Source organism: Candidatus Moraniibacteriota bacterium, assembly GCA_028688415.1.
Classification (GTDB): domain Bacteria; phylum Patescibacteriota; class Minisyncoccia; order Moranbacterales; family UBA1568; genus UBA1568.
Genome location: JAQTYF010000001.1, coordinates 413,304 through 427,039, shown reverse-complemented (window position 1 = coordinate 427,039; position 13,736 = coordinate 413,304). Strand labels below are relative to the sequence as shown.

The 13,736-nt window shown below is 41.6% G+C and carries 17 protein-coding genes and 1 tRNA gene; 16 read left to right on the top strand and 2 right to left on the bottom strand.

Going from position 1 to position 13,736, the window contains the following annotated elements; genetic code table 11:
* Positions 1-89: 89 nt before the first annotated feature.
* The 13 genes from PHH40_02040 (at position 90) to PHH40_01980 (ending at position 10,921) form a co-directional block, all read left to right on the top strand.
* Positions 90-1,229: a UDP-N-acetylglucosamine--N-acetylmuramyl-(pentapeptide) pyrophosphoryl-undecaprenol N-acetylglucosamine transferase gene (locus PHH40_02040; protein MDD2766529.1), complete on the top strand. Its 1,140-nt coding sequence runs from the start codon at positions 90-92 to the stop codon at positions 1,227-1,229.
* 23 nt (positions 1,230-1,252) lie between these two features.
* Positions 1,253-2,671 carry a UDP-N-acetylmuramate--L-alanine ligase gene (gene murC, locus PHH40_02035; GenBank protein ID MDD2766528.1) on the top strand — a complete coding sequence of 473 codons (1,419 nt, stop codon included), beginning with the start codon at positions 1,253-1,255 and terminating at the stop codon, positions 2,669-2,671.
* Positions 2,672-2,903: 232 nt separating this feature from the next.
* On the top strand, positions 2,904-3,833 hold the full coding sequence (murB, locus tag PHH40_02030) for a UDP-N-acetylmuramate dehydrogenase (GenBank protein MDD2766527.1): 930 nt from the start codon (positions 2,904-2,906) through the stop codon (positions 3,831-3,833).
* Positions 3,834-3,853: 20 nt separating this feature from the next.
* The gene (locus tag PHH40_02025; GenBank protein ID MDD2766526.1) at positions 3,854-4,051 is read left to right on the top strand and encodes a hypothetical protein; all 198 of its coding nucleotides are present in this window, start codon (positions 3,854-3,856) and stop codon (positions 4,049-4,051) included.
* A gap of 44 nt (positions 4,052-4,095) precedes the next feature.
* Positions 4,096-4,446, top strand: coding sequence for a ribosome-associated translation inhibitor RaiA (raiA, locus tag PHH40_02020; GenBank protein ID MDD2766525.1), 351 nt, complete (start codon positions 4,096-4,098; stop codon positions 4,444-4,446).
* 128 nt (positions 4,447-4,574) lie between these two features.
* On the top strand, positions 4,575-4,847 hold the full coding sequence (locus tag PHH40_02015; GenBank protein MDD2766524.1) for a GIY-YIG nuclease family protein: 273 nt from the start codon (positions 4,575-4,577) through the stop codon (positions 4,845-4,847).
* Positions 4,848-4,852: 5 nt separating this feature from the next.
* Entirely contained in the window at positions 4,853-5,143 is a 291-nt protein-coding gene (locus PHH40_02010) for a DUF1294 domain-containing protein (GenBank protein ID MDD2766523.1), read from the top strand.
* 13 nt (positions 5,144-5,156) lie between these two features.
* Positions 5,157-5,891, top strand: coding sequence for a 3'-5' exonuclease (locus PHH40_02005; GenBank protein ID MDD2766522.1), 735 nt, complete (start codon positions 5,157-5,159; stop codon positions 5,889-5,891).
* An 85-nt stretch (positions 5,892-5,976) separates the two neighbouring features.
* Positions 5,977-8,625: a preprotein translocase subunit SecA gene (gene secA, locus PHH40_02000; protein MDD2766521.1), complete on the top strand. Its 2,649-nt coding sequence runs from the start codon at positions 5,977-5,979 to the stop codon at positions 8,623-8,625.
* Positions 8,626-8,715: 90 nt separating this feature from the next.
* Entirely contained in the window at positions 8,716-9,117 is a 402-nt protein-coding gene (locus PHH40_01995; GenBank protein MDD2766520.1) for a DNA-binding protein, read from the top strand.
* An 11-nt stretch (positions 9,118-9,128) separates the two neighbouring features.
* The gene (locus tag PHH40_01990; protein ID MDD2766519.1) at positions 9,129-9,740 is read left to right on the top strand and encodes a class I SAM-dependent methyltransferase; all 612 of its coding nucleotides are present in this window, start codon (positions 9,129-9,131) and stop codon (positions 9,738-9,740) included.
* A gap of 375 nt (positions 9,741-10,115) precedes the next feature.
* Positions 10,116-10,418 carry a nucleoside triphosphate pyrophosphohydrolase gene (locus tag PHH40_01985; GenBank protein ID MDD2766518.1) on the top strand — a complete coding sequence of 101 codons (303 nt, stop codon included), beginning with the start codon at positions 10,116-10,118 and terminating at the stop codon, positions 10,416-10,418.
* Between the two features lie 2 nt (positions 10,419-10,420).
* Positions 10,421-10,921 (top strand): 8-oxo-dGTP diphosphatase, encoded by a 501-nt coding sequence (locus tag PHH40_01980; protein ID MDD2766517.1) that lies wholly within the window; start codon positions 10,421-10,423, stop codon positions 10,919-10,921.
* A 56-nt stretch (positions 10,922-10,977) separates the two neighbouring features.
* Here the strand turns inward: PHH40_01980 and PHH40_01975 are convergent, their stop codons facing one another.
* The gene (locus PHH40_01975) at positions 10,978-11,712 is read right to left on the bottom strand and encodes a hypothetical protein (protein MDD2766516.1); all 735 of its coding nucleotides are present in this window, start codon (positions 11,710-11,712) and stop codon (positions 10,978-10,980) included.
* Positions 11,713-11,918: 206 nt separating this feature from the next.
* Here PHH40_01975 and PHH40_01970 point away from each other — a divergent pair.
* The 3 genes from PHH40_01970 (at position 11,919) to PHH40_01960 (ending at position 12,934) form a co-directional block, all read left to right on the top strand.
* A tRNA-Ala gene (locus tag PHH40_01970) sits at positions 11,919-11,989 on the top strand.
* Positions 11,990-12,044: 55 nt separating this feature from the next.
* The gene (locus PHH40_01965; protein ID MDD2766515.1) at positions 12,045-12,470 is read left to right on the top strand and encodes an NUDIX domain-containing protein; all 426 of its coding nucleotides are present in this window, start codon (positions 12,045-12,047) and stop codon (positions 12,468-12,470) included.
* Positions 12,471-12,472: 2 nt separating this feature from the next.
* Entirely contained in the window at positions 12,473-12,934 is a 462-nt protein-coding gene (locus PHH40_01960) for a hypothetical protein (GenBank protein MDD2766514.1), read from the top strand.
* A 114-nt stretch (positions 12,935-13,048) separates the two neighbouring features.
* On the opposite strand, the gene PHH40_01955 is transcribed toward PHH40_01960, so the two are convergent.
* A complete protein-coding gene (locus PHH40_01955; GenBank protein MDD2766513.1) occupies positions 13,049-13,729 on the bottom strand; it encodes a hypothetical protein in 681 nt (226 codons plus the stop codon).
* Positions 13,730-13,736 lie beyond the last annotated feature (7 nt).

Genomic DNA, 13,736 nt, shown 5'->3' with positions numbered 1-13,736 from the left:
ATCTTAGTCGAAGCAGGCAGAAAACAAGAAAAGCAAAGCATATTTTTTCTTATATCACACATCGATTATTTGTTTCAATTATCTTTTTTATGAACGATATTCCACGCATCGTTTTGACAGGAGGGCTTTCTGGAGGCCATACATTTCCTTTGATTGCCGTCGCTCGTGCTCTCCGTAATAAATTCCCATCTGACTTGGGAAACGGTGTAGAACTTCTCTTTATCGGTTCGGAAGGGAGTTTTGAAAATGATGCTATGAAGCAGGAGGGGATTCCGATGAAATCTGTCTGGACAGGAAAATATCGTCGGTATTTTTCTTTGCAGAACTTGATTGATCCTTTCAAAATACCTGTCGGATTTGTGCAGGCATTGTGGCATCTATGGATTTTTATGCCGGACGCAGTTTTTTCCAAAGGAGGTGCAGCTTCTGTACCAGTAGTGCTCGCTGCGTGGGTCTATAGAATACCGATTTTGCTTCATGATTCCGATGCCGTTGCTGGTCGCGCCAATCGATTCTTGTCTACGTTTGCGACACGTATCGCTATCGCATATCCGAGTGCTCATGATTTTTTCCCGGCACATAAAACAGTGCTCACAGGCAATCCTATTCGAGAAGAAATTCTTTTAGGTGATGCCAATCGATTTGTATCGACATTTTCACTCTCGCTTGAGAAACCGACAATACTTATTTTTGGAGGGAGTCAAGGAGCTCAAGCGATCAATATTGCATTGCTTCGTATCTTACCAAAACTTCTTGAGAAGAATATCCAAGTCATTCATCAGACTGGAACAAAAAATTACGAGAGTATTGTTGCTTCTGTCGAAGCATATGGTATCAAAATTGGTGTATCGGGATATGTGCCGAGAGCTTTTCTTTCGGTATTGGAATTGGCAGATGCTCTCAAGGGAGCAACACTTGTTCTTTCTCGATCGGGAGCTGGTTCTATTTCTGAATTGGCTGCTACAGAGAAAGCATCAATTCTTATTCCTCTTTTGGGAGCCGCAAATGATGAACAAAGGATGAATGCGTATGATGTTGCGGCCCTCGGTGGAGCGCTTGTGTTGGAAGAGGACAATATCGGAGAGAATATCTTGTTGGAAAATATAGAGAAACTTTTATCCTCACCAGAACTTCGCGAATCTATGGGAAAAAAATTAGCACCGTTTTATCACGCTGACGCTACAGAAACTATCGTGTCTGGTATCTATGAAATCGCAATGAATAAATGAAGGAGAAATCCTCAACACTGGTTATGACAGAACGACTCTCTCATTTCAGAAAGATACATATGATCGGCATCAAAGGTGCCGGTATGACAGCTTTGGCCGAATTGCTCACGAAGCAAGGAATAATCGTGACGGGATCAGATACATCAGAAGTATTTTTTACTGATGCATTGTTACAGAAATGGCAGATACAGTATGCAGAGCAATTCGATGCCAAGAATATTCCATCGAATGTCGAAGCTGTTATTTATTCCACCGCATATTCAAAAGAAAAGAATTCTGAACTGGCTTTTGCTTTCACTCTGGGTGTTCCGGTGCTCAGTTATCCGCAAGCACTCGGAATGCTGACTCGAGAGAAAATGACACTCGCAGTATGTGGAACACACGGAAAAACAACAACAAGTGCTCTCCTTGCAGAAACGCTCAAGATGACTGGATCCGACCCTTCGGCTATTGTCGGAAGTCGAATTTTGAATTGGGAAGGCAATGCACTTGCGGGGAGTGGAGAATTTCTTGTACTTGAAGCAGATGAATATCAAAACAAGCTTGCAGAATATACGCCATTCTGTGTCATTCTGACGAGTGTCGATTTTGATCATCCTGATTTTTTTGCAACGAAGGAACAATACGAACAGGTATTTAAGGACTTTGTGGCTCGTATTCCAAAGCATGGCGTTCTTGTATATTGCAATGATTTGTCATCAGTAGTGAATGTTGCAGAGGTTGCTACCTGTCAGAAAATTTCTTACGGATTCCTCCCAGGAGCAGATTTTCATATCGATCAATTTACACCAGCACAGATGGGATTTGTCTTTGAGAAGAATATGCCGAAACAAACGTTTACCGTTACGACAAAAAATCAATCACTGGGCCAATTTTCTCTTCAGCTTGCTGGTGCTCATAATACTGAGAATGCAGTCGCGGTATTGGCACTTTGCTCGTATCTCAAACAAGACATCGAGCGAATTCGCAGAGCATTCGAGAAATTTTCAGGAACGGAACGACGTTTCGAATATATCGGTGAACGGTATGGAACACTTCTCTACGATGACTATGCTCATCATCCGGAGGAAATCATCGTGACACTCCGAGCTTTTCGCGAACTCTACCCAAAACGCCGATTGAGAGTTGTTTTTCATCCACATACATTCACTCGTACCAAAGCGCTCCTTGCAGAGTTTTCGCAGAGTTTTGATTCAGCTGATGAAGTATACATTCTCGATATTTATGGAAGTGCACGAGAAGAACAAGGAGGCGTATCATCTCTTGAACTCGTATCACGTATCAACCAGTTTGTTCCCGGGAAAGCGACATATGTTCCATCACAAGAAGCAGTGATCGAACATTTGGAAGAGACAATGGGACGACAAGATGTTATCATAACACTAGGAGCTGGGAATGTCTGGGAAATCTCTCATCATTTGGCGAGAGTAGGTGATAAGTGATACATGATGCAGGATGCAGGATGAGAGAGAATAAAAAAGATGGACAAAAAAGAAAAATAGAAAAAATATGGAAGAGAGGATAAAAAAATTTCAAGATCTATTCGCTTGGCAAGAGGCACATCAGCGAGCACTACTTGTTTACAAAATCAGTAGAGAATTCCCAACGAAGTAGTTTGTATTTTCTCTTTCATCAATTATCTCTTATCACTCATCTACTATCTTTTTCAAATATATGTTCACCGTACAAAGAAATGTCGCTCTTGCACCGTTCACCACATTCCATATCGGAGGAAAAGCAAACTATTTCACGAAAGTGAATGGAGCACTCGAACTCGCTTCGGCAGTTGAATATGCTGAGAATAATGGCCTTTCTCTCTGTATCTTTAGTGGAGGAAGTAATATACTTTTCTCAGACAAAGGATTCGATGGGATGGTCATTCAGATGACTGATAAGACGATAAAAATCTCTGGAGAAAAGATACTCTGTGGTGCTGGTGTGTCGCTTCTCGATGTGGTACATACGGCGTGTAGCGCTGGTCTGTCGGGTATGGAGAAACTTGCTGGTATACCTGGATCACTTGGTGGAGCTATTCGTGGGAATGCGGGGGCATTTGGTGTCGAAATTGGTAGTGTTGTACACTCAGTCAAAGTTTATTCGATGACGAGCGGTATGCTTCAAGAATATCCACGAGAGAAATGTGCTTTCGGATATCGCACCAGTATCTTCAAAAAAAATCCGAGTCTTATTATTATTTCTGCTGATCTTCGTCTAGAATGTGGCAACGCGGAACATCTGATGAAAACTGCAAACGAAACTATCGCCTCACGTGAAGCAAAACACTCACAGAAAGCTCAGTGTGCCGGATCATTTTTCATGAATCCTCTCATCAGAGATACACATCTGTTACAGGAATTTGAAAAAGATACGGGTAGTCCTTCCAAAGATGGGAAATTGCCAGCTGGATGGCTCATCGATCATGCTGGTCTTCGTGGAAAGAAAATCGGTGGCGCAATGGTGAGCAAACAACATCCGAATTATCTCGTCAATACGGGAAGCGCAACAGCAGAAGATGTGCTGATGCTTGCGAGTCTCATCAAAACTCGGGTACGCGATGAACTTGGTGTACGTCTCAAGGAAGAAGTACAATTTATTGGTCTCTAATTTTTTTAAAGAGTACGAATATGGACGAGGAAATCAATCAAAAATTGCGAATGCAAGATGAGAAATTAGACCGTATCTATATATCGGTTGAAAAAACGCGAAAATATTTTTTGTGGACACTCATTGGTACTGTTATAACATTTTTTCTTCCCCTCATCGGACTGATGTTTGTCATACCGTATTTTCTGAGCTCTCTTTCAAGTGCTTATGGTCTCTAGAGAGTGTGATATACTAGAGGTATAATCCTTTAAGACACAAAGATATGAATATGCGATTTTTGTTCAAGGGCATAGAGGTGAATGAAAAGATGAGGAAATATATTATCAAACGCATCGGAAGAATAGAAAAATTCGTTGATGCAGTCACATTGTTTGAAATCGAAGTGAGTCAGGACAAGAAAGGAAAGTTTCGTGTCGAAGTGATGGTCAAGACTCCTCATCAAATGTATCGCGCAGAAGAAGTGACAGAAAGTATCGAAGGTTCGACTGATACCGTCATTGATGAACTCGAAGCACAAATTGTCAAGAAAAAAAATAAACTTCATGATTTGAAATTACGTGGGAAACGTTCTATCAAGAAGAAGCTTGTCGTCGATGCTGCCGCTCGTTTCTAGATAGAGACGATCAAAAAATACAAACAGAAACGAGTCTTCTTTTGCACGGGAGACTCGTTTCTTTATTACAATATTTTTCAGAGCAAGCGAGACCGTGCTATACTTTTAGAATATTGATGATAAATGGGATGAAAAAAATATGTTATTATCTCTATATTCTGAAATGTTCAGACGATACATTCTACACGGGTATTACAACGGATCTTATTCGAAGAGTTGATGAGCATAATAGTTCGACACTGGGAGCAAAATATACGAGGAGTCGGAGGCCAGTGAAACTCATTTTTTCACACATATTTTCTGATCGATCCCTCGCATCTAAAGAAGAATATCGTATCAAGAAATGTTCTCGATTGGAGAAGCTTGATATGATACAAAAAAAGAGAGTAAAAGAATTATAAAAATAATGTATTCACCATTACCTTCCATCCTTATTGTTTTTTCTCTCATAAATCTCGGAGCTTTTCTTTGTATGTTTTGGGATAAATCACGTTCGAAAAAAACAGGAGCGGAACGAATTTCTGAAGGAATACTCTTTTTTCTTGCCACGATGTTTGGGAGCATTGGGGTCTATGCAGGGATGTTCGTATTCCGACACAAGACACGTAAATGGTATTTTCTGATCGGTATTCCGATGCTTATTTTTGAAAACAGCGCTGTGCTTTATCTACTTTACACCCATATTTCTCATCCGTAATATTACTCAAGTTATGAACAGAAACAATCTCATTTTTCTCGATACGGAAACAACTGGAACCGGAAGGGAAGATAGGCTCTGTCAAATAGCATATGCTTTTGATGGCAGTGAACATGAATCACTTTTCAAGCCACCAATTCCTATTACTATCGATGCGATGGTCGTGACACATATTACAAACAAGACAGTGATAAACTGTGAACCATTTGCGTCTTCTCAAATGCATACAGATCTTCATGATATTTTTTCGGTAGGAAATATAGTGGTAGCTCACAACGCTCCATTCGATATATCGATGCTCACGCGAGAAGGTCTTGTGATTGAACGCTTCATTGATACGTTCAAACTCGCACATCACCTTGATCCAGAGGAAACAGTGCCGAGAAAGAGTCTTCAGTATCTGCGGTATTATTATGATCTCGACGTCGATGATGCTCTCGCTCATAGCGCTCTCGGAGATGTCCGTGTCTTGCAAAAACTGTTCGATTTTTTCTTTCAGAAAATGTCTGGAACAATCGAGGACGAAGAGAAAATACTCGAAACAATGATCGAGATTTCGTCGCGACCGATTCTTTTTAATACGTTTACCTTCGGAAAATATACCGGAAGAAAAGTGAGCGAGATAGCAGTGGAAGATGCTCCTTATATCAGTTGGATGCTCAACCAGAAGATTATGACGAGAGAGAATGGGGGAGAAAATGATGAAAATTGGATCTACACCCTCGATTATTATCTGACTCGTTCGTGAATAAAACACAAAAAATGCTTTTGACGACATCGTGTATTTCTGCTAGAATAGAGTGGTATATTTTCCTTTTTTAAAGCCATAAACTATGTCATTTTTAGAGAAATTGTTCGGTTCTAACGAACGAGAAGTCAACAAATTCCGTCCGCTTATTGCAAAAATTAATGTTTTCGATGAACCTCTTCGTCTTCTCTCAGAGGAGGATTTGAAAGGAAAGGCGCAGTTATTTCGAGAACGATTGACCCAAGGAGAAACACTCGATGATATTCTCCCGGAAGCATTTGCGGTTGTTCGAGAAGTGGCAGGACGAGTCATTGGTGAGCGTCATTATGACGTACAGATGCTCGGAGGTATTGCTCTCCATCATGGAAGAATCGCTGAGATGAAGACGGGCGAAGGAAAAACACTCACTTCGACGCTTCCTATTTATTTGAATGCTCTTTCAGGCAAAGGTGTTCATGTTGTGACCGTCAATGATTATCTCGCCAAGCGTGACTGTAATTGGATGGGACAAGTCTATGAAGCACTCGGTCTCACGACGGGTTGTATTGTCGGACAAAATACTTCTTATCGTTATGAATCAAATATTTCTGATACAGACAGTGTGAGTGTAGAGATGGCCAATCTTATTCCTGTGACGCGTCGAGAAGCTTATGTGTCAGATATTACTTATGGTACGAATAATGAATTTGGTTTTGATTATCTGCGTGACAATATGGTCGCGGATCGTGCTGAGATGACACAAAGAGAACTCAACTTTGCGGTCGTTGATGAAGTCGATTCGATTCTTATCGATGAAGCACGTACGCCACTTATTATTTCTGCTCCAGACAGTGAATCCACCAAGATGTATGAGCGTTTTGCCCGTATTGTTCCACAACTGAGTAAAGAAAAAGACTATATCGTGGATGAAAAAATGAAAGTAGTGACACTGACTGATGAAGGAATGAATCATGTGGAGAAGCTTCTTGGAATGGGGAATATCTATACATCAGGAAATATTGAGTACGTCCATCATCTCGAACAATCGCTCAAAGCCCAAATTATTTTTAGTCTTGACCGAGATTATGTCGTGAAGGATGGAGAAGTGATTATTGTAGATGATTTTACTGGACGCCTCATGCCAGGACGTCGATATAGTGAGGGGCTTCATCAGGCTATCGAGGCCAAAGAAGGTGTTCCGGTGCAACGTGAATCTCGGACGCTTGCTACGATTACATTTCAAAACTATTTCCGTCTCTACAATAAATTATCAGGGATGACGGGTACAGCCCTCACTTCAGCAGAGGAGTTTGCCAAGGTGTATAAGCTCGATGTCGTGGAAATTCCAACGAACAAAATACTCATCCGTAAGGATCTGCCTGATATCATCTACAAAACAGAAGAAGCAAAATATCGTGCCATAGCCAACCGGGTGAAAGAAATCCATGCTCTTGGACAGCCAGCACTCATCGGTACTATCGCTATCGAAAAATCTGAACATCTGAGTGCTCTTCTGACACGTGAAGGTGTGCCACACGAAGTGCTCAATGCCAAGAATCATGAACGTGAAGCTTCTATCGTCGCCAATGCCGGACATCTGGGCTCTGTCACTATCGCTACCAATATGGCTGGTCGTGGTACGGATATCAAGCTTGGTGATGGTGTACGAGAAGTTGGAGGACTCTTCATCATCGGTACTGAGCGTCACGAAGCGCGTCGTATCGACAATCAGCTTCGTGGTCGTGCAGGACGTCAGGGTGATCCTGGCGCATCGCAATTCTATGTGTCACTCGAAGATGAGCTTATGCGACGATTTGGTGGGGAGAAGATGAAAAGTATGATGACAACGCTCGGACTCCCTGAGGATGAGCCTATTCAGAATGGACTGATCTCCAAAACAATCGAAAGTGCTCAATCAAAAATCGAAGGATTTAACTTTGATATGCGTAAACACGTTCTCGAATATGATGATGTGATGAACAAACAACGTGAAGTGGTTTATCGAAAAAGAAAAAATGTACTCGAACTTGAAGCATTCCGTGATGAGACGCTCAATCTCCTCTCCGAAGAACTCGATCATATCATCAGTTTTCATACAGCGAGTGAGGAAGCGGTATGGAATGTCTCTGAAGTTGCCGTGGAAGCAAATGGTATGTTCCCGACGCTCGATGAGAAAGAAACAGTGAAACATCTCGAGAGTATTCGAGATGATCGTTCCAAAGATGAGCTCGAGAAGAAAAGTCTCATCCTCGAATATCTCATGGGTGAGGCCAAGAAAGTCTATAGCCTGAAAGAATCAGCACTCGGAAAAGAAACATGGAATGGTATACAGAAAGCACTCTATCTCCGTTCGCTCGATACGCTGTGGATGAATCATCTCGATGAGATAGATTATCTCCGTCAGGGTATCGGACTGCGTGGCTACGGTCAGCGTGATCCGCTTATCGAGTACAAACGTGAAGCGTATGATCTCTTCCTCGGACTGATGGACACCGTGAGAAAGACGTATCTCTTGACCATTCTCAAAATCGGTTCGGGAGAGAATATGGCTCAGAAAGTATCGCCTCGTGAAATACGATTTTCTGGAGCCAATGAAAGTATTGAACAATTTCAAAACAGCAAACAAATAACAAATAATAACCAACAAGAATCGGAAGTGATACAAAAACCAATCATCAATCAGAACGTTACCAATCGTAATGATCCTTGTCCGTGTGGTTCAGGAAAGAAATACAAGAAGTGCCATGGGAAATAATATGGATACATTGGAAGAACGGGTACAAAAAATAGAGGTGAGAAATGTCAGAGTACAGGCTGATAAGGCTTGAGATAGATATAAAAAATTATGAAGCAACTTACATTCAGACTAAAACCAGGACAATATCTCAAAGAAGAGATTGAAAAAATCGCTGTTGAGAAAGAAATAAAAGCTGGTGTACTTCTGTCGATTGTCGGGGGCTTAGAGAATGCCATATTGAGAATGGCAGCATCAGAACCAGATAACCAGATTGTAAAAGAATGGGATGAACCATTTGAAATAGTTTCTGGCACGGGCACGATATCAAAAGAGGGGTGTCACATCCATATTTCTGTTTCTGATAAGCAAGGAAAGGTGATTGGAGGTCACCTCAAGGATGGTTGTGAAATAAAATATACAGCAGAAATCGTCATAGGAATCTTTGACGATGTATCGTACGAACGTGTTTTTGATGAGAATACTGGCTTCAAAGAACTGGAAGTAAAATAATACAGAGATTTATGAATCTCAAAGACACATACGATACAATAGCCGTAGATTGGCACAAGGATCACCTCACCGATGATTGGTGGATCAATGGCATGGAAAAATTCGCGGCTTTGCTTTCTGTGGGAGCTGTCGTCCTGGATGCTGGATGCGCAGGCGGGGTCAAATCAAAGTTTCTTGCTGAGAGGGGATTTCGGGTGACTGGAATCGATTTTGCTCCGAATTTTATCGAAATCGCCAAAAGAGAGGTTCCTGAAGCAGAGTTTCACGTTCTTGATATCAGGGATATCGCTTCAATGGAAAAAGAATTCGATGGGGTTGTGATGCAGGCGGTACTCCTTCATTTTCCTAAAAAGGAAATCACGGGTATTCTCAGGAATACCATTACCAAAATTAAACCAAATGGTATCCTCTTTCTTTCTGTCAAAGAACCACGGGAAGGTCAATCAGAGGAGGAAGTAGAAATAGAAAATGATTATGGGTATGAGTATGAACGATTTTTCAGTTATTTTTCGAAACAGGAATTGGAGGATGTTCTCAGGAAATTGGGTTTGGATATTGAACTCTCGGATGTCCACTTGGCTGGCAAGACCCGATGGCTTCAGATAATCGCACGTAAGAAGTGAGAAGGTATACTTCGAAGGAGTGATACGATGTGTAGGGAGCGGGATTACAATGTATAATATTGAGGTAAAGAAAAATCCTCATCAATGTATGAAGAGGAAGGGAGAGCGAGGGGAGGGGATATTGGGTGGGGTGGGTAAAAAACGTTGTTTTTATTGTTGTAGTATCTACGTGATACCAAACGTCCCTTCCAATATGTCCTCCATCCTCGCACCTAAAGTATACCCCCACACCAACTTTTTTGCAACTTAGTTTTTATGGTATATGCGACTAGAAGTTGGTGTGGGGGTATATCACAGAAGTCGATATTTTGAAAAGAGTCCAAAAAACCTTTTAGAATTTTCTCAAAATAAAGTCTTAAATAAAGCAAAAATACTATGAAATACAATAAACTAGTACGCGATAAAATAATTGAGATTATTGAAGGAAAAGGAGAAAAAGCAACGTATCACACCGCTACAGACGAAGAATATCGACAGAAGCTGAATGAAAAATTGCTCGAAGAGGTGAATGAATTTCTCGTCGATAAGAACAAAGAAGAAATGGCTGATATATATGAGGTGATTGCATCTCTACTGAAACTGAATGGATGGAGTGATGAAGAAATCGTTCTGCTACAGAAGGAAAAATATGAGAAGCGCGGAGGTTTCGAGAAGCGGATTATCCTCGAAGAATCATAACTATGACAAAGAAAATAATGACACTCTGTTTCATCGTGAAGGAAGAAAAGATTTTGCTTGGCATGAAGAAACGTGGATTCGGAGAGGGACGATGGAACGGGTTTGGTGGAAAATTGCATGATGGAGAATCTATCGAAGATGCTGCCAAGCGTGAGACGCGGGAAGAGTGTGGGATCATGATCACCAAGATGGAAAAAGTCGGTATTCATGAATTTGAATTTGTGACGAGCAGAGGCGATATTCTAGAGGTACACGTTTTTCGGATTGATAGTTGGGATGGAGAGCCTGTCGAAACCGAAGAAATGCGACCGCAGTGGTTCACCATCGACGCTATTCCTTATGATGAAATGTGGCCGGATGATATTCACTGGCTACCAGTGTTTCTCGCTGGTAAAAAATTCCGAACAAAATTCCTCTTTGGTGAGGGTGACTCGGTACTTGAGAATCACGTTGAAGAAGTGGCTGCGCTTGATGACTCTACAGAAAAGAAAAACACCCACTGACATTCGTCGGTGGGTGACAGCCCTTTCGGATTGGGTGAATTCGCCCCAATTTCGGTTTAGGGATATTTTGAAGTAAAAGGCTTTTTGAAAAGGTAGATGCCTCGGTTCCAGGCTTCATCGACACGAGCGTTTTCTCTGATATTCCAACGCGTTCTGGCGATGCTGAATAATGCTGCATCATGTTCTTGCTGTTTTCTCATCACCGCCCGGATACGCTCTTCATTTCTGATCTGTTCTTCTTCTGCTGTAATTTGTTCCGCATTCCTTCCTTGGTGCTCCGCTTGTCCTGGCCGCCCAGTAATCTTGATGACTTCATGGGGTGTAATTGAGTCGGGAGTGACTTCGCACACATCCTCGAGCACTATAAACCCAAGAGATTGGAGACCGGCAATGGTGAGCGCGGTAGAAAGCTCGTCGCCCTCCTCGCGAGTTATCGGTCGAAACAGTATCAGATCGCCGGTGTACGGTTTCCCAAAGAAATTCCCGTGGTAGAGTATCTTTTGATGGTAGAGCACTTCGAGTAATCCTTTACCAGGTAAACTTTTAACCATGTCGTTCAGGAAGTAGCGCTGGTCTCCGGGGAATTCGAATATTCCCCGCTCGCGAGCCGTCCAGAAGTCTTGTACCACGATCCCATGTTCTTCAAAAAAATGAGTTGTCTCGGGAGATCTGCCCTTGGATATCGAGAACACGAACGGATGCTGTCTCATCATTCTCGTGAGAAACCACTGGAATTCCTCTCGTCGTTCTCCTTTTTTTGGCACGTCGATGAAATAAGCAATTTTTGCCATGATGGCCTCCTGGGTTGAGCGGGCTCGACGTGAGCCCTTATTAAAGAACGAGATGTTTGTTGTACAAAGCCTTCAAATTTTACAACGATGCATCATATATTTAAAGTTGCGCTTTGTCAATCTGGGAGTGCTTAGACTATGGATTTTTTCTTGCATTTCTTTCGGAATCTTTCTATACTACATCTGTTTGAGCCAAGAAATATCAAGGGCCTGTAGTTAAGTGGTACAACGCTGCATTCGCATTGCAGAGGCGGCAGTCCGATTCTGCCCAGGTCCACAAAATCATTAAGTCTCCTTATGAAATGTGATCATACCAGTTTAGGAATGTTAGTTTGGAGAGACGGCAATTTATTGCTTATAGAAAGAAAAAACCCCCATTTGGTTTTGCGCCTCCAGCTGGTCATATGGACGGAGATAATTCTTTTGAGGAATCAGCCAAAAGAGAGTTAAAGGAGGAGGTCGGATTAGAGGCGCAAAATATAAAACTTTTAATTGAAGGACGAAAAGAAAATTCTTGTAGGCGTGAAGGCGGAAGCTGGCACTATTGGAAAATCTATCAGATTGAAGCTACGGGCGAAATAAAAAGAAGTGAAGATGAAACAAAGCGGGCGATTTTTTATAAAAAAGATGATTTATTATTACTCGCGAGTAAAACTGAAAAATACGTTCGTGGAGATATCAGCCAAGATGATTGGGAAAAATCGCCTGGGATTGAGCCAGTTTGGTACGAATGGTTAAAAGAACTTAAAATTATTTGATTATGAAAATAACAATTTGCGGTAGCATTGGATTTTATAAAGAAATGGAATCAGCTAGAGATGAGCTGGTAAAACAAGGTCACGAAGTCAAAATTCCAGAACTTGCTCTCGAAGTGCCAAAAGAATTTGGCGGTGGCAAGAAGGTTTATTTCGGTCAATACATTGAACAGAACGGGGGCATTGATGCATTCCCAGCAGGACACGAGATTTGGAATATGAAAGAAGGAGCGATTAATGACCATTATGAAAAAATTGACTGGTGCGATGGAATTTTAGTCGTCAATCAGGAAAAAAGAGGTATTAACGGCTATGTCGGTGGTAATACTTTGATTGAAATAGGTGTTGCATTCTATCTCAAGAAAAAGATTTACATTTTAAATCCAGTATCGTCTGAGCTGTCCTACAAACAAGAGATTCTTGGAATGCATCCCCAGATCATCAGCGGCGATCTATCTTTAATCTAATATATTGCCTGAACCTTGCTCAAGAGTCATCCCGAGTTCCCGCCAACTCCGTAATTCTGCTATGATAGAGTTCCAACTGAATAGGATGTAGTCCACTAAAAAATAAAAAATATCTCATTTCTGAGATATTTCAAGAGGAAAAATCAGTTTTTGTTCACCGGTGAATACGAGCGGATCGATCGGGGAAATATCAGACATCATTCGAGAGAGGAAATTTGTTTCTTCTTTTTTCTTTGTCAGAGTATCGAGCCTCAATATTTTGGCAAATGCTGGAGCATTGTTGAATGACGTATAGTATTTGAGCTCCCCGATTGTTTCGAAGCCCAATGTCGTATAAAAGAAATCATGCTTGGGATTGATAGCGATGCAGAGAGCATCGATTTTTTTTTGTATTGCAGATTGAAGAATGATTTGGAAGAAGGGGAAGAGAAGAAGATTTCTTTTGAGGATTTTTTCTGGAAGAAATTCGAGAGCGTGCTTCGTATCGACAGCGAGTTGTGAGACCTCTGCGAGTCGGAAACCTTGCGCACGAAGAGAGTCTATTTCTGTTTTGTAGAGCTCATCGAGAGGGAGACCAGCGGATGAATCTCCGATAAGAGAAATAGTGGCAAGAGGAGTATTTTCGTATTGAGCGAGATATACTTGTGCAGTTTTTTGATCAAGAAAATGTACCATCTTGTCATCGATGTCTGCTTCGGAAACAGTATATCCGCTTTCAGCGTATTGTCGCTTGATGATTTGTGATGCAATCTGTCGGTCAGTCGTTGTGAGTGCACGGGAGTAGACGATATTCATAGAGATG